Origin of the sequence: Exiguobacterium sp. s80, from assembly GCF_018618725.1 — a bacterium.
In the GTDB taxonomy this organism is placed as follows: Bacteria; Bacillota; Bacilli; order Exiguobacteriales; family Exiguobacteriaceae; genus Exiguobacterium_A; species Exiguobacterium_A oxidotolerans.
In genome coordinates, this window is record NZ_JACSMP010000010.1 from 1 (window position 1) to 25475 (window position 25475).

The 25475-nt window shown below is 35.5% G+C and carries 26 protein-coding genes and 1 pseudogene; 11 read left to right on the forward strand and 16 right to left on the reverse strand.

Annotation, left to right across the window (positions count from 1 at the left end):
* Positions 1–219 precede the first annotated feature (219 nt).
* From KNP94_RS14010 to KNP94_RS14040, 7 genes are all read left to right on the forward strand, one after another.
* Positions 220–1212, forward strand: a complete 993-nt coding sequence (locus KNP94_RS14010; protein ID WP_214892379.1) for a DNA/RNA non-specific endonuclease — start codon at positions 220–222, stop codon at positions 1210–1212.
* Positions 1213–1390: 178 nt separating this feature from the next.
* A complete protein-coding gene (locus KNP94_RS14015; RefSeq protein WP_214892377.1) occupies positions 1391–1726 on the forward strand; it encodes a YolD-like family protein in 336 nt (111 codons plus the stop codon).
* A gap of 219 nt (positions 1727–1945) precedes the next feature.
* Complete coding sequence (gene relB / locus KNP94_RS14020; RefSeq protein WP_069940640.1) at positions 1946–2170, forward strand: type II toxin-antitoxin system RelB family antitoxin; 225 nt, start codon at positions 1946–1948, stop codon at positions 2168–2170.
* Positions 2167–2436 carry a type II toxin-antitoxin system RelE family toxin gene (locus KNP94_RS14025; protein ID WP_058266059.1) on the forward strand — a complete coding sequence of 90 codons (270 nt, stop codon included), beginning with the start codon at positions 2167–2169 and terminating at the stop codon, positions 2434–2436. The genes relB and KNP94_RS14025 overlap by 4 nt, the downstream gene beginning before the upstream one ends.
* A 96-nt stretch (positions 2437–2532) precedes the next feature.
* The gene (locus tag KNP94_RS14030) at positions 2533–3156 is read left to right on the forward strand and encodes an HNH endonuclease family protein (RefSeq protein WP_251132675.1); all 624 of its coding nucleotides are present in this window, start codon (positions 2533–2535) and stop codon (positions 3154–3156) included.
* Positions 3157–3654: 498 nt separating this feature from the next.
* Entirely contained in the window at positions 3655–3864 is a 210-nt protein-coding gene (locus KNP94_RS14035) for a hypothetical protein (RefSeq protein ID WP_055966256.1), read from the forward strand.
* A 708-nt stretch (positions 3865–4572) separates the two neighbouring features.
* A complete protein-coding gene (locus KNP94_RS14040; protein WP_055966258.1) occupies positions 4573–6315 on the forward strand; it encodes a methyl-accepting chemotaxis protein in 1743 nt (580 codons plus the stop codon).
* A gap of 999 nt (positions 6316–7314) precedes the next feature.
* Here KNP94_RS14040 and KNP94_RS14045 read toward each other — a convergent pair.
* The 5 genes from KNP94_RS14045 to KNP94_RS14065 form a co-directional block, all read right to left on the reverse strand.
* Entirely contained in the window at positions 7315–7569 is a 255-nt protein-coding gene (locus tag KNP94_RS14045) for a glutaredoxin family protein (protein WP_215115864.1), read from the reverse strand.
* Between the two features lie 21 nt (positions 7570–7590).
* The gene (locus KNP94_RS14050) at positions 7591–7827 is read right to left on the reverse strand and encodes a helix-turn-helix domain-containing protein (protein WP_214892375.1); all 237 of its coding nucleotides are present in this window, start codon (positions 7825–7827) and stop codon (positions 7591–7593) included.
* Between the two features lie 5 nt (positions 7828–7832).
* On the reverse strand, positions 7833–7997 hold the full coding sequence (locus tag KNP94_RS14055; protein WP_075643114.1) for a YvrJ family protein: 165 nt from the start codon (positions 7995–7997) through the stop codon (positions 7833–7835).
* Positions 7994–8614 (reverse strand): sigma-70 family RNA polymerase sigma factor, encoded by a 621-nt coding sequence (locus tag KNP94_RS14060; protein WP_055966266.1) that lies wholly within the window; start codon positions 8612–8614, stop codon positions 7994–7996. Before KNP94_RS14060 ends, KNP94_RS14055 begins: the two co-directional genes overlap by 4 nt.
* A gap of 246 nt (positions 8615–8860) precedes the next feature.
* Positions 8861–9739 carry a S8 family peptidase gene (locus KNP94_RS14065; RefSeq protein ID WP_055966269.1) on the reverse strand — a complete coding sequence of 293 codons (879 nt, stop codon included), beginning with the start codon at positions 9737–9739 and terminating at the stop codon, positions 8861–8863.
* 1769 nt (positions 9740–11508) lie between these two features.
* Here KNP94_RS14065 and KNP94_RS14070 point away from each other — a divergent pair.
* Positions 11509–11748, forward strand: coding sequence for a hypothetical protein (locus KNP94_RS14070; protein WP_055966271.1), 240 nt, complete (start codon positions 11509–11511; stop codon positions 11746–11748).
* A 99-nt stretch (positions 11749–11847) separates the two neighbouring features.
* Here KNP94_RS14070 and KNP94_RS14075 read toward each other — a convergent pair whose 3' ends face one another.
* Both KNP94_RS14075 and KNP94_RS14080 read right to left on the reverse strand, forming a co-directional pair.
* Complete coding sequence (locus KNP94_RS14075) at positions 11848–12174, reverse strand: hypothetical protein (protein ID WP_055966274.1); 327 nt, start codon at positions 12172–12174, stop codon at positions 11848–11850.
* Between the two features lie 27 nt (positions 12175–12201).
* Positions 12202–12951, reverse strand: coding sequence for a phospholipase A2 family protein (locus KNP94_RS14080; protein ID WP_055966276.1), 750 nt, complete (start codon positions 12949–12951; stop codon positions 12202–12204).
* Positions 12952–13273: 322 nt separating this feature from the next.
* Between KNP94_RS14080 and KNP94_RS14085 the strand changes: the two are divergent.
* Positions 13274–14597: pseudogene (locus tag KNP94_RS14085) on the forward strand (IS3 family transposase).
* 83 nt (positions 14598–14680) lie between these two features.
* Here KNP94_RS14085 and KNP94_RS14090 read toward each other — a convergent pair.
* The 6 genes from KNP94_RS14090 to KNP94_RS16210 form a co-directional block, all read right to left on the reverse strand.
* A complete protein-coding gene (locus tag KNP94_RS14090) occupies positions 14681–15307 on the reverse strand; it encodes a hypothetical protein (protein ID WP_055966281.1) in 627 nt (208 codons plus the stop codon).
* Positions 15291–16193, reverse strand: a complete 903-nt coding sequence (locus tag KNP94_RS14095; protein WP_055966285.1) for an ATP-binding cassette domain-containing protein — start codon at positions 16191–16193, stop codon at positions 15291–15293. The genes KNP94_RS14090 and KNP94_RS14095 overlap by 17 nt, the downstream gene beginning before the upstream one ends.
* Positions 16190–18082: a hypothetical protein gene (locus KNP94_RS14100; protein WP_156357168.1), complete on the reverse strand. Its 1893-nt coding sequence runs from the start codon at positions 18080–18082 to the stop codon at positions 16190–16192. The genes KNP94_RS14095 and KNP94_RS14100 overlap by 4 nt, the downstream gene beginning before the upstream one ends.
* A gap of 252 nt (positions 18083–18334) precedes the next feature.
* Positions 18335–18727: a hypothetical protein gene (locus tag KNP94_RS14105; RefSeq protein WP_055966292.1), complete on the reverse strand. Its 393-nt coding sequence runs from the start codon at positions 18725–18727 to the stop codon at positions 18335–18337.
* 117 nt (positions 18728–18844) lie between these two features.
* On the reverse strand, positions 18845–19576 hold the full coding sequence (locus KNP94_RS14110; RefSeq protein ID WP_055966296.1) for a hypothetical protein: 732 nt from the start codon (positions 19574–19576) through the stop codon (positions 18845–18847).
* A 784-nt stretch (positions 19577–20360) separates the two neighbouring features.
* Positions 20361–20573, reverse strand: coding sequence for a DUF6198 family protein (locus KNP94_RS16210; RefSeq protein ID WP_479723700.1), 213 nt, complete (start codon positions 20571–20573; stop codon positions 20361–20363).
* Positions 20574–20750: 177 nt separating this feature from the next.
* Between KNP94_RS16210 and KNP94_RS14115 the strand changes: the two genes are divergently transcribed.
* Together KNP94_RS14115 and KNP94_RS14120 are read left to right on the forward strand one after the other, a co-directional pair.
* Positions 20751–21122: a hypothetical protein gene (locus KNP94_RS14115; protein WP_215115865.1), complete on the forward strand. Its 372-nt coding sequence runs from the start codon at positions 20751–20753 to the stop codon at positions 21120–21122.
* A gap of 234 nt (positions 21123–21356) precedes the next feature.
* Positions 21357–21596: a DUF1883 domain-containing protein gene (locus KNP94_RS14120; RefSeq protein WP_055966300.1), complete on the forward strand. Its 240-nt coding sequence runs from the start codon at positions 21357–21359 to the stop codon at positions 21594–21596.
* A 65-nt stretch (positions 21597–21661) separates the two neighbouring features.
* On the opposite strand, the gene KNP94_RS14125 is transcribed toward KNP94_RS14120, so the two are convergent.
* The 3 genes from KNP94_RS14125 to KNP94_RS14135 form a co-directional block, all read right to left on the reverse strand.
* The gene (locus KNP94_RS14125; protein ID WP_055966303.1) at positions 21662–22765 is read right to left on the reverse strand and encodes an Abi family protein; all 1104 of its coding nucleotides are present in this window, start codon (positions 22763–22765) and stop codon (positions 21662–21664) included.
* 674 nt (positions 22766–23439) lie between these two features.
* A complete protein-coding gene (locus tag KNP94_RS14130) occupies positions 23440–24108 on the reverse strand; it encodes a DUF1643 domain-containing protein (protein WP_055966306.1) in 669 nt (222 codons plus the stop codon).
* An 87-nt stretch (positions 24109–24195) separates the two neighbouring features.
* Complete coding sequence (locus tag KNP94_RS14135) at positions 24196–25416, reverse strand: HNH endonuclease (protein ID WP_055966311.1); 1221 nt, start codon at positions 25414–25416, stop codon at positions 24196–24198.
* Positions 25417–25475 lie beyond the last annotated feature (59 nt).

Consider the following 25475-nt stretch of genomic DNA (forward strand, 5'->3'; position numbering starts at 1 on the left):
CTTTTTTTGATGACCCTTGCGCCGACGAGGAGCGAGCTAGAGTACGGAAACAGGACGGCTTGCGGTCTCTTTCCATCAGACAGAGCGGGATCGCTCTGTTCCATGCCTTTGAAAGAATCATTTTATCGCCTTACTAATACCGAATAAGACAGCAAGAACGGTGAAGTAGCGTTATAATGAAGGACGCAATGACAGACTGAACAGTAAAGGAGTACACTCATGAAGATTTCTTACATAGCGATTCCCCTTGCCGTCTTATTGATGGCAGGATGTACAGATACGGAGACAACCTCAACTCCACCCGATCAAACAGAGCAAGTGACGCAACAGGACGACACGACTACACAAAAGACCGATGCGAAGAAGGACTCTAATCAACATCCAGAAAAAGAGGCTGATACGAGTACAACCAAGCAACCAAAGGAGACGAATCCATCGGCAGAATCAAATACGACGACTCCGCAGGATTCTTTCACAGGATATAAAAAGATTACGGTCGATGGCGGAGACCTGTCCGGTAGTCGGCAGGCGAACGTCGTCGTCGACATCGGATTCGGTGACCGGAAGTACTGGGCGTTCACGAATGAGCACGGTCAGCTGGTCCGCGTCATCGCGAAGAAGATCGTGCTTCAGAATGATGCGACGGAAGACGTCACGCATGACGGACGCTACTACTCTGATGAGGCGAAAGTGCCAGGCGTCGAACGCGCGGATCTCGATGAAGGACATATCATCGCCGACTCGCTCGGTGGCGTCTCAAACGCCTACAACATCACTCCGCAGGACAGCACCTTGAACCGTCATGGTGATCAGGCGTACATGGAGTACGTCATCCGCAAGGCAGGTGGCGCGACGGACTTCGAAGCTCAGATTACCTATCCGGATACGTCGACGATGATTCCATCCGCGTATCAGTATACCTATACGGTCCGTGGAAACACTGTCGTCGACCGGTTCAAGAACGACAATCCGGACGAGACGAATGCGGCACTCGGTTTAACTAAGAAAAAGGAGACAAAACAAGAAACGACAGCGAAGTCGACTCCCGATACTGCAGCGACCGAGGATGTCTCGAGCGTCGATACCGACGGCAATGGTCAAGTGACGATCCAGGAAGCGAAGGACGCAGGCTTTGCGATGCCAATCACGGAGAAGCACTGGTTGTACCAATATATGCGGGACAATGACCATGACGGCATGGTCGGAGAATGAATTCTCCACCCAATCGAATAGGCGAAACATATTAGGGCAGTGACGAGATACTCGTCGCGCCTTTTTTCGTTCCCAAAAACGGAGGCATTGATGAGACGTCGAAAAAGCGGATTGAAAACAGGAGAAACGAGGAACATAATAAGAACAAATGTTCTTATTATGAAAAGGAGTGGTTTTAATGAGTTATGAAGACCGAGGCAATAAGAAGTGGATCCCGTTCCTCATGCCCGAACACAAAGGATTGCTGAAACGCTATTACCAAGAGGTCCATCATCTCAAGTTCGAGGATACGGAGGGACCGATCGACGGGACGATCGAGAACGCGTTGAACGACGCCATCTTCAGCGGTGACATCGTCACGGTGACGGCGATGAACGGTCCGTTGACGCATCGTTTCGATGCCTTCGTCGAGAAGCTCGACTATGTGCAGGAGGAGGTCTACCTAGTCAAACGAAATCTCGACGTCGAGATTGTTCCTTTCAAGCAAATATTGAGCGTCACTCTATCGGGCTGAAAAAATCATGGTCATCGATTGCCTAAACATAGTCAAAATAAGATAGAATGACTATGTTTAGAACAATTTGAACATGATTCAATCTACTCAATCGTACTCATTCAAGATATTCAGTAGCCGGGTTTCATCTCGCAGAGAATGTTCATTCTGAATCATCATCAATTCTATGTACTAAAAGCTCAATTTGTATTACAATGTATTACAAAGGAGCTGATAATCATGAGTACCATTTCCGTACGTCTGGATGATCAGGATACACGACTCATCAAGGAATATGCGAAAGCAAAGAACATCACGATTTCTACACTCGTTCGCGATGCTGTCCTCGACCGCATCGAAGACGAAATCGATTTACAACTCTATCATGATTCGATGGCAGCACACCGTAAAAAATCAGAAGCGATCTCTTTCGGCGATATGATGAAGGAACTTGATTTAGAATGACAGCATATACGGTGGAGTTTGAGCGCGGAGCCCAAAAGTCTCTCAAGAAGATGGATCCCCAACAAGCGCGGATTATCATGTCCTGGATCAAGAAGAATCTGGTCGGGACGGATGATCCGCGTCGTCATGGTAGAGGGCTCGTCTCGAACAGATCGGGTGAATGGCGTTATCGCATTGGCGACTATCGTCTGATTGCTGACATTCAAGATGAAAAAGTCGTGATTTTGATTCTCGAGATCGGGCATCGTCGTGATATCTATAAATAAGACAGGTAGAACTCACATCTGAGGAAATATGTGAGTTTTCTTTTTTGTTTGACAAATCGTCAAGTACAAAAACATGGGAATACGAAGGGTATCGTCTTGACCGACGATATGTACAATATCTTACAATCTGTTCAAATGGAGAACTTCTCACTCGAAGTGGAGGCCAGATGGCGCCTAGTTGAGACAGCTTGGGGTCTGAACATCGCCCCTTCCCTACTAAACGTGAAACACGATGCCATCAAAGAACAATTCTTCATCCAAGAGACGGATCGAAATCGACGAATCGACATCACTTCTTCCAGAGACGCCCTGAATGGTTACCAAAAAGGCAAATGTTTTTACTGTTTCCGTGACATCAGCATTCAATCAGGCGACCTGAACTTAGCTGATGTCGATCATTTCATTCCTCATATCTTAGGCACCGAGTTCGAGCAGGATTTGAATGGCGTCTGGAACTTAGTATTGGCATGCCAAAGTTGTAATCGAGGATCGAATGGTAAGTTCGCACGTATTCCATCACTGGAATATTTGGAGCGCCTTCATCGAAGAAACGAATTTTTCATCGAGAGTCATCATCCCTTGCGCGAGACTCTGCTCAATCAGACTGGTGTCTCTACTGATGCACGTATCAAGTATCTACAACTAATGTATAACTTGAGTATTTCTTTGACGGGTGGATTTCGTTGGAAACCTACTATCGAATTCGCCGCTTCTTTTTGAGCAAGCCGATGATAATTCTCGGTCCAACTTTAGTACGTGCATTCTATATATATATAAATAAGATGTATCTCTGACTGACGGATATAATCTGATACGAGTTACACCAACGATAATTGCTTTTCCAGTAGATCAATATCAAAGACGCTTTCCATATATCACACGCGTTGGTTCATATCCAACGTGATGATATGTCGATTCGACATTTTCAGAAGATATCTCGTCCACGACCGATGCATCAAGATCCATGGAGTCGATCTCTTTCCGTACCTGATTCATCATTTGATTATATTTGATTTGATTCCGTTCTTGCTCTCCGAAGGCATGGACCTAGTCTCTTTGATCCCAAAGATAGAATTGGCCGAGCAGTAACGAAGTAGCACATAACATTTTTCCCGATAAATACTTCTTTGAATTTTATTATGTATACAAGATATAATAGCTTTAGTTTCATAAATATCAGTTTAGAAGACTATAAAATTTTTAAGGGGGAGATGAAACATGATGAAAAATCTCGTCGCGATTGCATTCGTAAGCATTTTAGCCGGGTGCGGAAGTCAACATAATACTCAGGAAATGATCAAGTGGGGCGAATATAACAAATCAAACGTCGAAAGACTGAAAGAAAATGATATTGAGGTACAAGTTAAAAACGATATCATGTACATACCGAAATCAGATCAAAAGAAAGCTGTTAAATGCTGTACATAATGTTCCATTGATCATCATGTCCATCGTCCTAATCGGATTGATGGACATTTTTTGTTCTTTCCTGTTCCAAATCTCTTTGTCCCTTGTACCTCTCTCACCGGTATTCTATTCAAGAATTTGCTCATCGACTACTACTTATAGTACAGAGAGTTAGGAAAACCATTTGCGATTGATCCATGTTTTCAGCGTCATGTCGTCTCTCATTCATCAAAATAATAGATCTTGTTCTTTAGATAATTCGAATTCGACAGACGCTTAGATACCTGAACTGAAAAATGATATTTTTTTCTTCGTAATTCAATCTTATTATTTTGCATTACGATCTCTTTTAATGATACTCAAACGGATTTCGACGTCGAAACGTATACAATCCTAATCTCTGGATATAAGCATGATGTATGCCGACTGGAAGTATGATATTGCATCCTTATATACTTTAATCCTGCTGCAGCTCCTCAAGTCCAAAGCATTCCGGTCCCCGCTTATGCCAGAAAGACATGGTCCTATCAAACGTCACATAGAGGACATAAAACGACTTACTGAGATGTCGAGTGTTGTCAGATGAACGTTTACCAATTACAGATTGTATATACAGAAGACTTTACATTTATTTACTTTCTGAAAATTTTTACTTCTGATCAAAACCTAAACAAATGGCAGCAGGTACCGATACTACTAGCTGTATGAAAAAAACTCAGGAGGATTCTTATGCACAGCAAACGTAAGCATTCATTAAGGAACAGACTCTCCCTCATCATCGGTATCATTCTACTTCTATTTTTCTTGTTCAGTAACATTGCACTCTACCTCAACACTACTCAAACTGCCCTCTCCACACTCAAAAAGACAGCCACCCTGGATGCACAACGCATCGCTGGCCAGATTGACCCTACAGCATATGAGCGTTTTCTCGCTCGACCTGAAAAAGGGAAGGACTACGACGTGCTTCGTTCTCAACTAGACAAACTCCGCCAGCAAAACGGTCTTCTCTACACATACACAGCACTCGTAGAGGACGGTCAGGTCAAGCTCATGGTCGACGGGAATTCTTCCGAGAGCGCGAGCAACATTGGTGAGGTGGCGACCGGTGCCTCCCTCAAAGATGTGAAGGATGTTTTATCCGGGAAGACACATGCGACCGACATCATCGAAGATAAGAAATATGGAAAATACATCAGCATCTTCGTCCCAATCAAGGCTACTAACGGTGACGTCATCGGTATTCTCGGCAGCGACATCTCGGCGGACGAAGTACATGCGTTAACGATGGCACTCGCCAAACAAAACTTCCCACTCTTCTTCCTAGGTCTTGTCATCTTCTTCGGGATCACGCTCATCTTCCTACGCTTCATCCTTATGCGTAAGCTCGACCCGATCCGTACGCTGCAGGAGGTCGCTCAATTCATCACGGAAGGTGACCTGGAAAGTGCCGCTCATCGCCTACGCGACCTGAAGGCGGGGGCGAACGACGAGATCCATGCCCTCGCCGTATCGATGAAAGACATGAATGACATGCTGAGTACGATGATCGGCGAGATCAAGGAGACCTCTACGTTGATCACCCGTACCAGCGAGACCATCGACTCGAGCTCCCAGGAGGTCCTCGATGGATCACGTCAGATCGCGCACACGATGACGGAAATCGCCGTCGGTACTGAGAGCCAGACCCACGTCACCCACTCCCTCAACGAGGAGATGAACGCGTTCGCCGACCTGATCCGGAGCACGGACGAGGTCAGTCATGACATCAACACGGCGACGGTTGAGATGGACGAGCTGACGCGAGAGGGCCGTTCCCACATGCATCGGTCCGTCGAGCGGATGAACGTCATCCATCAGCATGTCCAAGATTCGACGCATCAGGTACAGGAATTGAATCGACAATCCGAAGAGATCCAAGGTCTCATCTCCATCATCCGTGATATCTCCGAGCAGACGAACCTGCTCGCCCTGAACGCCGCGATCGAAGCAGCACGCGCGGGTGAACAAGGGAAAGGATTCGCCGTGGTCGCCTCGGAGGTAAAGAACCTCTCCATGCACGTCGCGGATAACGTCAGTCAAATCTCATCGATCGTTAACAACGTTCTCGTCAGTACGCGTTCAATGGAAAGAAGCTTCACTGAAACAGTCAATGAGACAGAAGCGGGTAAAAAATCCATCCTCGAAACAGATCAGTCCTTCAGTCGATTGACGGAACACGTCGAGGTCGTCTCTCAGTCCACGAAACACATGGCACTTCAAATGCAGAACGTGCTGCAATCCGAGAACCGCATCCGTCACGCGTTAGGTGAGATTGCATCGGTCGCTGAGGAACATACTGCCGGAAACGAAGAAGTCGCTGCTGCATCGGAACAGATGATTGGTACGATTACATCCTTACATGATTTAGTTATCACGCTGAACAAAACGACTGATATTTTGGAAAAAGGAACCAATCGATTTAAGATTTAATTTTTATTAACTTCTATATAAAAAGCATCCCTTTCGTAGAATTTGAAATGAATCCTGAATGGTGGACACTTAATAAAAGACCCCATTCGGGTTTTTTGTGTTTAAAGGTATCTATATACTGTGCCTATTCAATTTAGATGCGAGAACTATTCATGAGCAAACGCGACTTTAATCCAGATCAAACCAGACAACTTGAAATGGATCTTCACATAGCCTCTGTATTAGATCGTACAATTCAATATAAAGGAGAATTTAGCTGTTAAGCGACCGATACAAACCTTTGAGGAAAGCGGCTTTGGGCTGGACATGATTGGTAAGCAAACGAAGAACTAAGCGTTAAAACGGTGGTGGAAGATATATCGCATTTATGGAGTGAGCGACGTGGAATGATGGCACATCATGTATCTACAAGCTTCCATACGGAACCCGCCCTTCATACAACGAATAAATTCGCAGAACGACTCCAAGCGAATGTTCGCTAGAAGCCATGATACCCTCCAATCAAGGATTCCATTATACGCATTCTGCTTATCAAACACGTATAAGTTAAGATGGGAATGCTTCAATCCATATCCCGTAGAGAAAAACTGCCTGGATAATGCCCAGATGAAGTCGTTCTTTGGGCACTTGAAAGATTATGTCGATTATTAATTAGTATCTGACCTCGATGAGGTTTGTGCCATGGTCGATGCTTACATTGATTATTACAATACAATGGAAACTACAAAAGATGACTCCGGTACAATACCGAAGCCATCTCATATCAGCTTGAAACGTTAAGGGTGCTTTTATTGAACTTACATTTTTTTCTTGAGAACGACTTATTTGAAGCTCATTTTTATAGGAACTCTAAACATGAATTATAAAATTAAAATGATTTCTATACAAAATCAGAATCATTTTATAAAATCATAATCAACGAGCACACATCAATTTCATATAGTACCTAAAGTTCAATCTGAAACTCCTTCATGATTTTTCTTACACGAAGTATGAAAATTAATTATTATCGCTCAGCTGTAATTGCTTTTCGATTTCTAATAAATTAAATCCATGAATTTTTACTTTCTCACCATTGTCTTTTTCAACAATCGTTAATGGAGTACCTATTCTATCCTCTGATTTAAATGCATCAAACTTTTCTTTACTCTCATAAATGTTGACATTAGTGTAATTTAATCCTTTCTCTAACATAAATTCCTTTTGCAATTTACAAAACGTACAATTTTCAGATGTATATACTGTAATTTTCATTTTTATTTTTCTCCTTTTTAATTAAACTACTTTTTTTTTTGATTTATTATAAATCTCCCAAAATCCTGGAGTTGAATTTACATCGTACTGTTTAATCGAGGTTATTAATTTATACTTCAGTTCTTGTGAGAGATCATCTTTATTCTGATTTGTCGTGAGTGACAAAGATTTTTTTATTTTGGGTTCAAACATAGTAATGATTTTTTCAAGAGCAAGATCATCATTTTTTGATTTCGATACTAATTCGTATAGATCCATTTTAATCAATCCTTTTTATGCGTCTGTATTACGCTTGATAGTTGACTAATTACGACTTCAAGATTTTCAATTTTCTTTTCAAATCTCATGAATAGATACATAGTAATCACTATAGGAAATCCAAAATTTCCAAGTATTGAAATCCATTGTGGTAACTCAATTACCGTCATTCAAGTGTTCTCCTTTCAACTAAATTTAAATGAGAATGTATGTTTTCTAGCGCTTTTTTTCTAGTTTTTGATACAGTCTGCTGAGACTTGTTGAGCTTTTTAGCGATTTCAGTATCTGATAGTCCATCAATGTAGGATAAACTAATGATTTTTTTTTGAGTTTCTGTTAGTAGAAGAATTGCCTGTAGTAATTTCTCGTCTCCGACATATTTTTCTAAATTCTCATCATTTATTATTTGTTCAATATTGATATGGGCCTTATCATCAACTATTAAATCTTTAATTGATAATTGATCATCTTCTTTTAAATTAGAATCAGCGATCAACGGAAATCTACTATTTACAAGTCTTATTTTCTTATCAAAATTAATTGCACTAAAGTATATAGTCTGAGATATAAATGAGATAAATCGAACGTTAAAATAAAATTTTTTGAACGATTCATCAATTTTATTTTTATTATTCTCATTTGGATTCTCAATAACATTTAGTAAAAGCTCTTGATTTTCGATGTTATTTAAAAAATTTTTAATAATTTTGTTATTTAAAAACTCTTGATTAGCATCAAAAAATTCAACTATTTTCTCATCTAAACTGTTTAATCTATCTTTATCCATAGTTTCCCCCAAAGAAATAAAAACGTATGTTCTTATATTAACGAAAAAAAATTATTCTTTACAGTAGTTGCTAATTTTTTCAGATAAGTTACTTGAATCTTTTATGAGCTCAATGATGAAACTTCTTTCGGTCTCGCTTAAATTTTCACTTAAGCATTTTGAGAAAAAAGCTTGTGTTTTTCGACTTTCACAAAAGCATTTTAAAATCAATTCACTTGTCTCTTTCACAAAGCCACCTCCAACTTATTACTTTTCTAAATATAAAGATTTAATCATTGTCTTCTCAATAAACTCTATAGTTGTATGATTTATCAAAATTTCGAATACTTCTTTTGTAGAAATAGTTCTAGTAGCTTTTTTCTCATATTCCTCAATTAAAATTGCTAAGGATCCAGCTACAAAAGGAACTGCCATTGAAGTACCACTCATTTCGATAAACTCATTATTCAAGGAGTTTGAATAAATATTTACCCCTGGAGCATATACATCTACGAATTCATTTGAATTTGAAAAATCAGCTATATTTTTAATTGATTCATCAATTGCACCAACTGAAATCACTTCTTTAAAAGAAGCTGGATACCGATATTCCATCGTAGTCAAATCTCCATCACCATCGTTTCCAGCTGCTGCAACAACAGTTATTCCTTTTTTATCAACTTGTTTGATAAGATCATGTAGCTTTTTATCGTACTTTCGAACTCCTAATGATAGAGAAATAATCTTGACACGTTCATTATTATCACCTCGCCAATTCATTGCATATTTTAGTCCTTCAGAAAGAAGTTCAAGTGAACCTTTTCCACTACCATTTAACACCTTTACTATCAGTAAAGATACTTTGGGAGCAATACCTTGAATGCCATAATTATTGTTAGATCCTGCAATTATTCCAGCTACATGTGATCCATGACCATTTGTATCTCCATAATTATTTGTATCTCCATTGAACTCTTCGGTGAAATTATATCCATCAATCACTCTGTCTTTCAGATCTAAGTTCATCACGTCACAACCGGTATCTAAAACTGCAATGACTATTCCTTCTCCGTAGAATCCTTTTTGCCATTTTGTTTCGATTCCTACAGACAACACACTTGGTGACACATAATCTTTTTTAGCCAATTAATAACCTCCATAAATTGCCTTTAATAACCTATAAAGAGGTATTAAGAAGCCTTATAACAACTTTTTATTGGAATTAAATTAAATAATTATGTATTTTTATTTTATTTATGTTTTTTATGATATGAAAATTTTTGTTAATAAATTCTTCGCAGAAATAATCATCTTCTTCAATTTATTATTTAAGCTCTCAAAAAGTAAAAAGTGACACATCAGCTGTAAAGTTAAACTAATCAATGAGCAGTGGCCCCTTGATTAAAACGTTAGTTAAAGTTATCGATATATTGTAGTTACTCAGTTTAAATAGGAGAACTATCCATGAACAGATTTATCATTAATACAGATCAACGCAAACAACTTTCCACATCGCCTTCATATCAGATCGCAAATTTTCAAAGGAGAATTTAAAATTCGAGCGATACTTTCGAATCCAGTTGGTAAGCGCCGATACAATTTGTTCTTTACCCTGTAACATGATTGCTAAGTAAACAACAAACGAAGTAGTGAAAGTATGGTTCACTACAATTTATATATGGATAAAAGAGTTTTAATGATAAATGTGAAAGATTCAACTTTGACGTTAACCGAAAAAGGAAGCTTCCATCGGATGAAGCCTTGGGAAATCTGAAGTACGAACTAAGTACCTTACAGCAAAGAACAAATTTATGGTTTTAAAAGAGAAATGAAGAATTTAAAATAATGACGTGTGATCACTATATGACCATTATATTTTTTACGAAGGCAATCATTTAACCGATTGCCAAGGCTCTGTATATGCTCATTAAGGTCAATCGCAAGAATTATTTGGCACTAGCATATTTCTCCTTGCTTGAAGAATGCGATGAAGATCCGTAGGCAGAGCATTTTGCATAAAATGTCTATAGCGACATATAACACTGAGAGTGGATCAAACGACTCAAACCGTCAGCTCGATCAGAGAAATAGTAAGATATTTGCTATAGACAACACTTATCTTCGTATTGACTTTATCCAAGTAGTTTATCTCTCTTATTTGAAAGATTCCGCACCCTTGAAATGATGGCATATTATGAATCTACAAACTTTTATATGAAACCTGCATCATACAAGGAATATACTCGTAGAATGACTACACGAGAATATATGCTACTCGCAATTCATAATACATTCCAATGAAGTTCAAATACCTATCCTGCTTATTAATCACGCATTCATGAGTTGGAATGTTTATATACATGTCGCATACAGAAAACTGACTGAATAATGTCCTGATCCAAGTATTCTTTGGGTGCTTTAAAGATGTTTCGATTAGTAATTAGTAGCTAATCTCGATGAAGTATAACTATGATTGTTGCATCTATTGATTATTACAGTAACGAACGAAAATAATGGAAACGACAAAAGATGACTCCGGTACAATACCGAAGTCATCTTAATGGCAGCTTAAATCAATTCAAATACTTTTTCTAAACTCTAAAGTTCAGTTTAGTTACTACATTTTAAAAGTGTTTCGAAAAAATCTAAATTTGGGATTTATATAAAATTGTCGTGTTAGTAAATTAAAGGTTTTTTTACTCTACTCATTAATCAAAATTTTTAAAGAAGCACCATTTCACGAAATTCTTTTTTTATGGAATATCGATATTTTAGTCCTATTCATAAGAAATATTAATTAGTTAAAAATAATCATCTTCTTAAATAATTCAAATAGTATAACCTTTATTTTTACACTTATGTGTTACTATATACTAAATACTAAAATTAATTTAGTAATAAAAGGAGGTTTCATCATGACAAAAAATCTTGGGTGGATTTCTATTGGGATAATTATTTTTACTTTAATTACATTTAGCGTACTTCCAGTCAACGGATTTTGGGGAACAAATTATTTAATTGGTGGTATGCTGTTAGCTTTATTAACTGCTATGTTTAGTAAAAAAGGTATCGGAAAAAATCTTGCTTTTATAGCAATGGGTATTCTTTTACTTCTATTTGTATTATCAATTTTAGGATTTTTAGGAATCCTGTAATATTTTATTAAATATAAATCCTAGTACATTAGATGACCACTAATACTAGGATTTATATTTATATTCATTCGATTAATTAATTTGAGAAATTTTTATTTTTTACAGTTTAGTCAATGTAGCATGACCTGTCGCATTTTGACTGTAACTTGTCAATCGAAGATACAAATAATCCTTTTTAACTTTAATATTTGACTGATTTAACGATTGCCCTGGTTGCAAAAACCACTCTTTAACTGGTTCATCGAATCCTGCCACGTCTACAATATGAACACCCATTACTGCATTTGAACTTGTATTCTTAGCAGAGATTCGTGCCAGACCGTTTGTAAAATTCATTTTTGTTCCATTGACCACTCTATCTCCAATAGCGATAGAAATTCCGTTACTTGATACTAAAGCCTCTACATCATTTTTATTCTTTTCCATTTTTTTATCTCCTTCTCCTTTTTTTTATTAGCAAACAAAGCACATTACTGCTTCTACTACAGGTGTATTAAATGTTTTACCTGCTGCTTGAGCACAGTCACATAATCTTTGATCACAGTAACAGTTAGGGTAACTTACACCTCGTTTTGTATAACAGCAATCATGTGTTTTACAGCAATTATCTAGTCCATTAATTCCTTTTTTAGTTGAAGTACAAGCTGACGAACCACCACAAGCTTGACCACACCAAATATAACCTCCAGCTAAACAGCCATCAAAAACACCATTTGCCTCTACATCTCCATTTAACATTCCAGGTACATAATCTTGATAAAAAGGAAACTCACTTTCTTCTTTATCATTTTTTTCTTTATACAAGGCGATTAATTCTTGATCAAAAGTCGATTCTGAAAACTTAATATAATTTTCGCTTCGAGCAGTATAATTATTCAATGTAACTTCATCATTATCTTCGTTATAATATTCACCTACAAAAAAGTCATTTTGAGTCGATAAATCATTATTTCGATATCGAGTAATATAACGAATCTTTACATTGCTGGCCACTTCAAAATAAATCGATTTTGCAGTTACAACATCTTCTTCTTTTTTCGCATCAAACTCAATTGCTTGAATGACTTTTACTTCTTGAGGATTAAATTCAAATTTTTGTTTATGATTCATTTCTTCAATTAGATTTTTTAACTTCTTATTTTCTTTGATGTCATGTAGAATAAATTTAATTTCTTGTTCTTCTAACCGTTTACCGATAAGCATAAATTAACATCTTCCCTTCATTTTATTATCAGCTGATATTATAGAAAGAAGTTTATAGTAGAACATATACAACCTATTACATCTACTTTTTCTTATTTATTAATGTTTAAAGTCTTTCAACAAATGTCAGATCAAGTTTTTGTACTCATATTAAAAATATAGCCAAGCTATTCTCATTCAAAATAAATCAAAAAATGACTTAATCCGATTATGAACTGAACCCCGAATGATAAACACTTATAAAAAAGTGTATCATTCGGGGTTTTTCGTGTGCATACGAATCGCTATAATGAACCTATTCATTCAGACGGGAGAAACAACCATGAGTAAAATCACCTTCACTATGACTCAAATCAACCAGCTCGAAGAAAATCCGAACGTCGCTTCCGTATCAGAACGTTCAATCCAGTACACGGCCGAGTTCAAGGTCAAAGCTGTACGTGAGAATATGGAAGGAAAAGGACCTCAACAAATCTTCACGGAGGCTGGATTCGACCTGACGGTGATCGGGAAACGAAAAGCGCATTCCGCGTTGATTCGCTGGCGCCAAACGTTCCGAAAAGACGGAGAGGAGGGTCTCCGGAACGACAAACGTGGAAAGGCTCTGGGAGGCGGACGCCCGAAGACAGACGAGTCGATGGAGAGACGGTTGGCGAAGGCAGAGGCACGGATCAAATACCTGACGGCAGAGAACGAGCTCTTAAAAAAGCTAGAGCAGTTAGAGGGGCAGGCGAAACGTACGAACTGACACCAGCAGAGAAATATCAGGCCATCAACACCGTCATCCGCATCGCACAGATTAAGAATCTCGTCTGCCCACTATGTGAGATTGCCGGAGTGACCGCAGTGGCTATTACGCTTGGTTGAACCGTGCCGAGGCGGATTCCCTTCGGGAAGAGCATGATTATCTAGATGCGACACTCCTCAAGAAAATCCATGATAGCCACAAAGGCAAAGTCGGTTATCGGAGGCTGTACATGGAGGTGTTCGCTACCCTCGGTTTCCCGATCAACCATAAACGGATTCTTCGGCTGATGCGCAAATATAACACCGTGACCAAAATCCGGAGGATGAACTCTTATCACAAGCTCTCTCGGGCGACGCACGCCGCGTCGTGCCGAACCGATTGAACCGCGAGTTCCCGGCAGAGCGAGCCCGGGAAGGTATTCGTGACCGATATCACCTACCTCCCTATCGCCTCCGGCGAGAACGTCTATCTGTCTTGTGTGAAGGACGTCGCCACACGCGGGATCGTGGCACACCAATTGTCCACGAGTCTTCACATGGACCTCGTCTTTCAGACGATGAAAAAGCTCGAAGAGCATCTCCAAGAGAAGCGACATCCCGAGGCGATGATTCATTCAGACCAAGGCTTTCACTACACCCATCCGAGCTACCAGCGACTCATTGGCGACCTCGGACTGGTTCAGTCCATGTCCCGTCGGGGCAACTGTCTCGACAACGCACCGATCGAATCGTTCTTCGGTCATTTGAAGGACTATGTCACCAACCGTTCGTGCGAATCAATCGAGGAGGTCCGAGAGATAGTCGGGGACTACATCAGCTATTACAACTGCGAGCGCGGTCAATGGAACCTAAAAAAGATGACCCCGAAACAATATCGGAACCATCTGATCGCAGCGTAGAAAACTTGGTCTTTTTATTAAACTGTCCATTTTACGGGGCTCAGTTCATTAAAAAGGACAAGTCATTTTTGATTTATACTTATTTAAATAAATGGAATTCTTCTTTCAATCGTTCTCAAATATTTTATAGAAATCCATGTGCATATACTTAAATAGATCAAAGTAACAAATAAATTTATAATAATTATTTTGATGGTAAATTGAGTATCAAAATAAAAAATATGTGGCCATGGAATTAATTTCCCACCCGTCAACCCCTCTGATCCACAGTACATAATTACTATTAGTAAAGACACCTCAACACTTTTAAAAAGTATACTACTTAAAAATGAAGTAATTGATAGTATCAAGGACTGAGTAAATAATAATAAAAATAAGCTGATAAAAGAAAAACTTTCGCTCTTAATACAAAATATAGTAACTAAAATAATGATCAATAGTGAAAATAGGCTTATAAAATAAGCATTATATTTAGCAATTTTTTGACTTGGTAGTTGAATCATTATTTCTTCTGAATTTTCATGATAGAGACTGTACACTAAAAGTGACGACCATAATGAAATTGACGGAACAAAAATGATCTGAAGAACTAAAAAGAACTGTGCATCAAATTTAGAGTTATAGAAACCTAAAAGATAAATCATTAATGATAAAGCTATAATAATAGGAATATAAAAATTAAAGCCAATACTTTTAATTTGAAATTTCACTAAACTGTTCACCACCTAGCTCTTTAATAATAGATACATAACCATCTACAAAACGAGGATTTACTGCTACCGCGCCTCCTGGATTTTCTGTAGAAATAATTTTCACTTTTATTGTATCTATATTGATCTCATCAACTTCAATAACCATATATTTATTTAATATTTCATTTAAACTATCATGATTTATTTTCATTTCCCAAACTAACCCTTTCGCATAGCTAGCAAGCGCTTGGGGGGTTGATTCAACAAGTAATTTCCCCTCTTTAATGATCCCTACTTTTGTACATAAAAATTCAATATCTTCTACAATATGCGAAGAAATAATTACAGTTTTTTCTCTAGAAAGTTCCTTCAATAAGTTTCTAAAACGTATTCTTTCGTAAATATCTAATCCAGATGTCGGCTCGTCAACTATGATAATTTGAGGATCAGTTAAAAATAATTGTGCAATCCCAAGTCTTTTTCTCATTCCACCAGATAAATTTCCAACTTTTTTAGTTTTTGATTCAAGTAAATTTACTTTTTTTAGTACATAATCAATTCTCTTTGCTCTTTCATCACTATTTTTTAACCCTTTAAGTATTGCAATATGATTTAAACAATCTTGTACAGTTGCTTTCGGGTATAAATTAAAATCTTGTGGAAGATAGCCAATCAGATTCCGAATGTCTTTAATCTTCTTAGGTTTTATACTAAGATCATCTGAATGCTCTAAGTCAATCGTTCCATTATCAACACTAATAATGCCTGCAATAGCTCTCATCAATGTTGTTTTTCCAGCACCGTTTGGTCCAATTAACCCGTATATTCCTTCAATATTTAGTGAAACATCATCTAAAATACTTTTTTTATTTTTGATTTTTGAAATGTTTTTAATATAAATCATTTGTTACCTCCTGATTTAATCAATTGATTTTTTAATTGATACCATGTGAGTTCTTTGTTCATCATTAAATCGTTCCATCTTCTTAATAATCTTGCAGCTTTGTCATCATCACTTGTGCTAATAAAGTTGATTATTTCTTCAATATATTTTTTATTTTTTTTAGATTCATTGTCATATACTTCACTGATCCAAAAATCACCTTCCGAATACTCTTCTTTTGCTATTTTATGCATTTTATTAATGTAATTTGTTGTTAAGACATTAAATATGATTGGAATATTGTCATTTTCGGTATAGTTATTTTGTATTTTCCATGTCATAGCACCTACGAGTTGATATGAAATATCTTTGCTCATGATATCAAAAGTTAATTTATTGTGATGTTCATAAGGACTTACTAAAATAAATAGATTTTTGTTTTTTTGGTACCACATAGTTTCTGTAGGTAAAACATCATTTGCGCCTCTTCCAGGTACAATATAAATATTTTCAGGAAATTTATAAGCTTTTTTATGAAAAACTTGATTTATAAGATTAAATGTCTCTCTTAATTTGTCAATGTATTTAGCTATAGTCTCAATATTATTTTCCCAAGTAATCGGGTACACAACACGATAATTATTAATGGTTTTGTCTTTGAGCTCACCATAAATAATGTTTATCCCGCTATCACTTGTTATTTGATACGTATTATTGTTTTTTTCTCCAAGACTATCCATTAATTGAACGTTGCCATTCAATTTTAAATTGAACTTTATTTTTGATGTATCATACACTGATAATCGCGTATTTGAATTGTAAACACTTTTCATTGCAGGATTTACTGATTTTACAGGGTACCACGAGAAATAAAATGGTAAGTATGCATGTGATGCTTTAGCTTCCATAAACGGAGATGAACTACCTTTATAATTAATAACAATGGACTTTGTCGGTCTATCTAAGTAAATTTTTAAAAAGTCCTTATCTTGCTTAAATCTAACTACTTTTCTCTCCTCATCTTTTATAGAAGATACAGAAAATTGATGATATAAAGAAAAAACTTTTTCACCCTTTTCTTCGTCTTTAAAGTAAATCTTCACTTCGCTTTTTAACTGATTCTCAATGCTCAATTGAATATCGTATTGTTTAATGTCGTAATCAAAGTTCTTTAACGAGTTTACTTTTTCAGGAGTATAGTTGTAATAGTAATCCAACTCGTTGATATTTCTTTTGTTAAATTTTTCAGGTGTAATTTTTTCATTTTTTTGAAAATTTGAAAATCCTACTACTAACACCGGTATAATGAGCGTTAGTGCTAAACTTTTTTGGAATTTAAAAAACGAATACGAATTATTAAATAATTTGATTGCTATTAATAGAAACAGCATTAACGTCCAAACGTATTTATTTGTTAGATCTCCTTGCGGAAATAAAAACCCGCTTAATGCGTTGTAAGACATTTGAGGATTATCAATTCCAAGATGAATAAAGGCAGGGATCTCTTTCACGCCGAGTATATTAAAAAATGGTTCTAAAACATAAACGTTTGTAGGAGAAAGGACCAGCCATATTAAAATTAGTACGGAATAATTAATTTTACTATTTGAAATTTGTCCGATGTAAAATCCAATTAAAGAAATAATTAAATTTGGGAAGAACCAATACAGCATAATAAATTTGATTGAGTTAACGTAGATTTCTGATTCTCTGTATCCTGAAAAATAGAATATCATCAATATTATCAGTGTAGATCCTACTGAGAATAAGATGTTATTTACAAATACAAAGAAATAATTTGAAATACTTTTGACACTTATACTATTAGGTATCGAGCTAAAAAAGTTATTAATATCTTCTTTTGTTTCAGTAATTGCAGCATGATAACCTAAAAAAACAAATACTAGCATGCTCCCCTGTATTAAGAAAGACGACAATTGTAGAAAGTTCCCGGGGTTAGAGATCTCGGACAACGTGTATGTATAGATCATTATTGATAGATAGATAAAGCCAAAAAGTGAAGATACGATAAATAATGGATTTTTGTAATTAATCTTTGAATAAAATACGAATGAATTTATGATTTTCTTCAAATTATTCACACCTTCTATATGAAATTAGTATAATAAGACCTTTCTAATTATTAGAAAGGTCTTATATCATTAATCTGTAATCTTTACAGTTCCGCGGATATCTTTAGAACTATATTCTGCCCATGCTTCTGCGTAATATGTGGATGGTGCTGGAGAAAATGATGATTTTACCTCTGTAACAGGGCGAGCATAGCTAGTATGAACAGTTGGATCAGGTAAAACTACAATACTTTTTTTAGCGTATCCGATTAATTGGAATGGTCCTCCACCGCTATTAGTTACTGTCATACGTGACGAGCCATCGTGAATATTAATTTTTCCGCCCTCAGCACTTGCTGTATAGTTTAGTGATGCTGTAGATGTTGCTGCTGAAACACTCGTTGTTGCTAGTAAAACTGCCAATGCACCTAGTGCTAACATTTTAGGTGCAGTTTTTTTGTTGCTAACTGCTAAATTAACCATTTGTCTATTTCCTCCTTTTAGTTTTTATAAGAACGTTGTCTTATGTCTTAAAAAGAGGTAATTTATACGATAATAACAACTTGCTGATTAAAATGTCGTTTTTAATTTTTTATTACATTAAACTAATGGATTTGTTTCTTTAGTATCTACTGGTGAAGTTTTAGTCATTGCAGATTCAATTTCAACTGAAAGTTTCTTCTCATTTTTTCTTTCCTCTTGATCTAAAATAGTGACAGTTTCTCTTGAACGATCATTTAGCCACTCGATTTGAATTTCCCTTAAAAAACTAATCAATGTAGCCACACGATCTGCATACAAATTAAAAAATGGCTCACAAATTTTTAAGATAGCATGTATCACTAAGGCGGCAAAAAAATAGATTACAAAATATAAAGCTAATGTTTCATTAGTGACTTGCCCCTTATTGGAAAGAGTCGAAATTAAGGTGACGCCTAGAACGACGAATGGAAAAGCGACACCTAACTGTTTCTGATTTCCATCTCGCTCTTCAGTTAATGTTTTTATAAGTACATCAAGTTGAGCACTGTTAACTATACTTTCTTCATTTAACTGTTTTTTTAATGCTATTTTGTATTCCTCATTCTTATTTACAAAAAAATCTGTTTCTCTTTCTAAATAATTAAAGTAACGATATGTTCCTATCGCAAAACCAGCTGGTAGTATCCATGAGACAAGAAGTACAAAATAATTAGATAATAGTGGGATAAGAAGAATGCTCACTAAAAAACCACATAATAAAAGAATACTAAATAAAAACTCTTTCGTTTTAAATCTCTCTTTAGTCTTTGGATTGTAATTATTTTGATGGAATATAATCAGTTTTCGCATTTAATCAGCTCTCCTTGCACATGTATTTTTAAGTTCACATTTAAGTAGATTGTTTGACGATTAATTAAACCATCTATCATTCTGACTACTTGCACTCCTAATTGATGAATCGGCTGATCGATAGTGGTAATATCGATTGCTTCAGTAATCAATTGATTATCAAATCTGTCACAGCACATTTTTTTGGAATCTTTATCTTTAACAGTCTCGCTTGGTGAATGATTCCTGCTGCCACATAATCGTTTCCGACTAAAATTACTCTAATGGATATACTTATAAAATACATTTTTACGACTTTTTCCAACACTGCTATCTGAATTTCTTAAACAAAGCGCTACGCTTTGATATCTACTCTCCTAAAGGTGATTCATGGCTAGTTCAATTCCATCGGAATGATCAATGTATATTTGAGAATGATCTCCTTCCGACCACTCACATGATACTATCGAACCGAATTTACTGATTTCCGGCAAGGCTGATGCTGAAGTCACTATTGAAGCAACCATTAGCCCATCAATTTGTTTGTATCGTAATTGGTCAAACGAATGGCCTCTAAAACAGCTTCTCTTTTTGCTCTGTTACACAAAGATGATTATTTAGTACGCGTGGTACAGTGGATCGTGATACGATAGTTAATCAATCAATTTTTGTTATTTTTTCCATTAGACCCCTTTCTCGTGTCAATTTTTTGGTATTTTAATCATATCAAAAATGCGAGACACTATATCAATTAAAATATCTAAAAAACAATGGACGAATAACGTTCCGATACCACTTGATCCATTTAAAACGCGATACAAAAGACTGTACACTCTCCGCATGTCTTTTTTATTGCCAGCTTCCAGCTTGTTCGCTTGCTAAGTTTAATCATAAATTCATCATTAAGAACAGCAAGTAAAGAAGAGCATATATACAAAGCAAGTCCACAACTTATTATCAATATCCCAATAAAAAAATAATAATCAGCTAGTAGATCGATTCTCTGAATCAATCTCATTCGTAATATGAATATTTAATCCATCTACTAACAAACAAATAATGAAAATATGTATAAAACTTAACAGATTAGATATACCTTGTTTAATTAGACCATTGGTAAAAATCAGTTCACTCCCTATTGTGAACACTCAAAAACCAATACTCATTCCTATATTTCGCTCTAATGCGATATTCAGTGTATCTCAAGGTGCTATGTATACGTGGAGAGTGGAGAACATCAGAAGGAAAGAAAGTCAGACTACATGAGTTATACGATTCAGAAATCCAAAAATGGTCGCTTGATAATATTTGCGAGAAAGTAAGACAAGTTCCGGGAACGTTGATTAAAGCTGCTGCTGCTGGAGATATCACTATCTGTATGAATTTTGATAGCGAACATGTAGATTTGGAAGTTGTAAGAAAAGTAGGAAAGTTGATTGGCGCTCGTAATATCATTGCGATGATTGATCGAATTGATACGGCTACTATGTGTGGTCAAAATCTGAAGAAAAATGAGGATAATAATTTATGGTATCAAAGCAAAGGTTATATGGCTGCAGGATCCTAATACAATTGATCGCCTCATGCATAACATTCGATCGATTGGTTTCAACGATTCAAAGATTTGGAAGTTGACTTCATTTGTTTCACTTCGTGAAGCGCACTACTTGAAACAATTAAAGTCTCGAGAAATCATACCTTTTAGTTTTGTAAATGAAACTAAAATCAGAACACACTTTAAAGCCTCTAATCCTGAATTAGTATTAACATAAGCTCATTACCATTCAAAGGAGGTGATAATATGGATCGAATTCCTTATGTGGATACAGACTCTACATTAACTGTTAGAGTGGAATTGCAACATGCAGCAGATGTGTTTTTAATAGATAGCATCAACTATCAACATTATAAAAGCGGCCGACGTTTTAAGTACTTTGGCGGTCACCAAACAAAATCTCCAGTAACCATATCTGTACAAGGCGCTGGAAGGTGGTATTTAATCGTCAACGGAAATACAAGGTATAATTATCAGTTCTTTTAACAAATAATCTATAACTACGGTTTTCTCATAGAAGTAGACAGTCGAACGAATAAAACTGCCTACTTCTATGATTTTTCTGGTATTTCATTAATAAGTAATTTCGCTTTCGTTCCATCAACAAATCCGATTTTGGAAAGTAAAACAGAATCACTCTCATTAGACTTTGAATACAATTCTTCGATTTTCTCATTCCATATGGTGTGATCTTCATCAGTCATCACCATAAAAAGTCTTCTCATAAATAATAAGTGAATTATTAATCTCTTATCGTAATGAAATCGTCTTAGTTCTTCTATGTACAGTTTGTCATTCTCATGTTCTTTTGGAATCAAGTTGAAATTAGTACCGTAAATTTTACCTGTATGCGATACTACGTTTCTTAAGTGTCTTAATGAATCAATCCAGCTTGCTAATAAATCGCCTAATAGCCTATTTTCTTTGGCATTCGAAGTCATTTTTCGAGCCACAAGAGTTTTATACTGAGGAATCAATAAGCTATAGAATGTTGAAAGACTACCTAAAGTCATTAAATCAAACAATAACCAGACTGGTGTAGCACCATAATTCTGTTCATGATGTTTAATCGCTTCATGCTTTTGTTTATTAGCTTGGATCGTTTTATAGAAATTTTCATATAATTTATTAACTCTAACTACTCTCTCCTTCTTAGTTCTAGAACGTTTCCCTTTCTCCTCGAAATAAATATCTTCATCTAAATAAAATTGAGCAGGTTGAAAATTATCTGATTGATAATTTTGAGCTAATATATCGATAATGGAAGACCGCAAGAATACTTCTAGTCTAGAAATCAAGTCGTGTAGCCAACTTCTTAAGTAATGATCGTAACTATAAGTTGCTTTCACCGCAGTAAAGCTTTTTTCAATGCCTTTACCAAATAAATCATTTGAATAATATTTGAACGTGTAATAATTTACTTTTCTTAAAAAATCCTTACATTCATTCTCTTCTTCCAATGTGAAAGACATATTATCTCTTTTCAATTTTTCAATCATTTCTTCTATTGAATAAGGAGATTTCATAAGAAGCTTTGTTTTTTGTGGTTGATCAAAATAAAAATTAATTTTGTCAATGTCTCTTACATCGTAAAGCTCATCTGTATAAAATAATTGTTCAACATCTACAAATTTAATTTTTTTGGAATTATCCATCTTTAAAAAACTCCGCCTTGAATTTTGACATAAAAAAAGGCCAACTGTGTTTCGCATTGTTAAGAGGCGTTAGTTGACTGCTGTTACTTTTATTATACTTTTATTCAATCAAAAATCAACTGTTTTATTTGTTAGATACTTTTTACGTTCAAAAAATTGTGTATTTAAAATCACACTATTTCTAAGTACATAAAATTTTAAGCTGTTCATGAGATCATAATAAAATCAGCTATTTTAAACTAACCTTTTATTAGCATACACTATTATTAAACTTCTAGAAAATAAAAAATAGCTTAATTTTTTGACATCGAAATGTATACTTTAATTTATCTTATCATTTTTTGATTAGATATTTGAATTATGCTATTTTATATGCCTTTGTATTCTTTATTAATTTCTGTTTGTATAAATAAATAAGATTCTTATGCACAAAAAATGTACAACCCTTTTCATGAATAGACTATGATACCTATTTATCAGATAAGGGGAATTTTATAATATATATTCACATATAGAAGATAAGTAATTTTGGTCTAGTATCAATAATACATCTACCGATCATTCAAGTAACATTAAAGAAACGGTGCTTGTTTCCTTTATCAAATATATGAAAGACTCACGGTACCCCATATTATCAAAGATAAAAAAATCATTTGAAAAACAGCTCATAATAATTAAAAGATCGCATTTAGATTTACTCTTATTGGTCTATGAATTAGTTGGTAAGGTGGTCGTTGATTTCGATGTTTTGGCTGACCCATTTGACTTTGTGCAAAGCAATATAACTTCTGATGATTTGAATTCAGTAAATTCCTGAATTTATTCCCCATTGCTTCAACGCCATATCTACCTAGATCGCCCCAAGCTAAAAACACAGTATCAGCCCACTCTATCGCTTCTTCGATTGCCTTCTCATTAATAGTATCATTGATAAAGTGATCTTCATTAAGAGCTTGAGAGTCGGGATTGATAATTGGGCTCATATTGACAATTGTAAGACTACCCGCCTTAAAATACTTTTGCGCATATTTTGTCATAAATGTTACTGTTGGATCGCTAAATCTTTCATTAGCATGACTAGGATTCATCATAACTACGCTAACTTTCTGACACTCCTCATTCGTCTTCCACTTAATATGTAAACTATATCTTTTTATCCCGTCTTTACTAAAAATAGCCTTATGTTGCGCATTTTGAATGCTTAACTCCTGATCCTTGCTTTGCAAGTCTATTTCAAATGTACTTCCTTGTTCATGAATCCATTTTTGTAACTCTTCGTAAAATTTAGCTTCTGTCATATTATTAGATAATCGAACAGAACCCTCTAATAGCAGCCGATTCATCATTTTTCTCCTTTGATTACGAACTATCATAATATATTAATATTTCAGTTGCCTTAAGAATTTTTTGATTAAATAATCCCTTTGAGATTACCTATAATACAAAAGAAGCTTTTTTAACGGTATGGAAATTCCGCATTGCTTCATTCTGCCAATTCTTTGATCATATAGTTTTTTTATTATTTCTTTGCTTTGAGTAATGCTTTCGTGATGAATTCGTTTATGACAAACTGGGCAAAGCATTACAATATTAGCAGTTACATCTAAGCTATACTCGAATTCGTCTTGAAACTCCATTGGTATTAGATGATGTGCTTCGACATAATTTTTATTTGTCACTTTAGAAATAAAGTTCTGGTGTAATGCATCGTATTCACAAGTATAGTCGGAAGCAGTTAAAGCCTTTTTGACAATAGATTTACTTCTGACCCACTTTTGATTTGATTTCATATTATTTATTCTGATCCGTTGAACTGGAATATCTTCATCTTCAGGATCACGATGTGGCAGTTCAATACGTTCCATTGCCTCTTGATCCTCTAATTTGCCTAGGGATGTAAATGTGATTTCTTTGGATAAAAGTAAGCACATCATATTGTAAAAATACAAAGTGTTAATTATTCTTTTAGCATTACTAAATTTGTTTAGATGAATGCCAGATTGTTGAACCTCCTGAAGGTTAATAGGAATAAATGTAGCTATTGAAGAAGGGAAAAATCTATAGCTACCCGTATAACCGTTTTGGGTTGGAGAAGAATATTTAATTACTTCTTCTAAAACGGCAGAAGCAATTAAGTGAGAGTTCCACTGAAATAATACAAGCGATCCCCGTTCTATATTCATTCCAGTTTTAAATTGATACAGTTCAGAAGGGAGTGTATGTTGAAACCATATTTGAACTTCTGCAGTAGTTTTATCTCTAAATGTTAAGTCTTTATTAGACATTGGTAATATTCGAATGCTATCGCCTTTTGAATACGGGAAAAGATTTATTAAATAGTATGGATTAATCCTTACTTTTTCTGTTCCATAAACGGTTTTCCAACTTGAGTTATTTCTATTAGCATCGTTAGCTAAACGTGTAAATTCGGAATGCAGGTTTTTATTCTTTAAAATAAAGTAATTCTGACTTTTTTGTCTACTAAATAAGCTAGTCATTGCATAGTTAAAAGAAGCGGTCTTATAACTCCCTCTAGTTAAATCAAAAAGTTTTTCTCCAATTTCTGAAACTAGGTATTCATTTTTCCATAATCGCTTGTCTTCTTTAATACTACTCAAAAACAATTGAAACAGTGTGTCTACATTCGACAATTCTTATTCACCTCAACTTACCGTGTATTTTAATACACTTATAATACCCATATAGATTA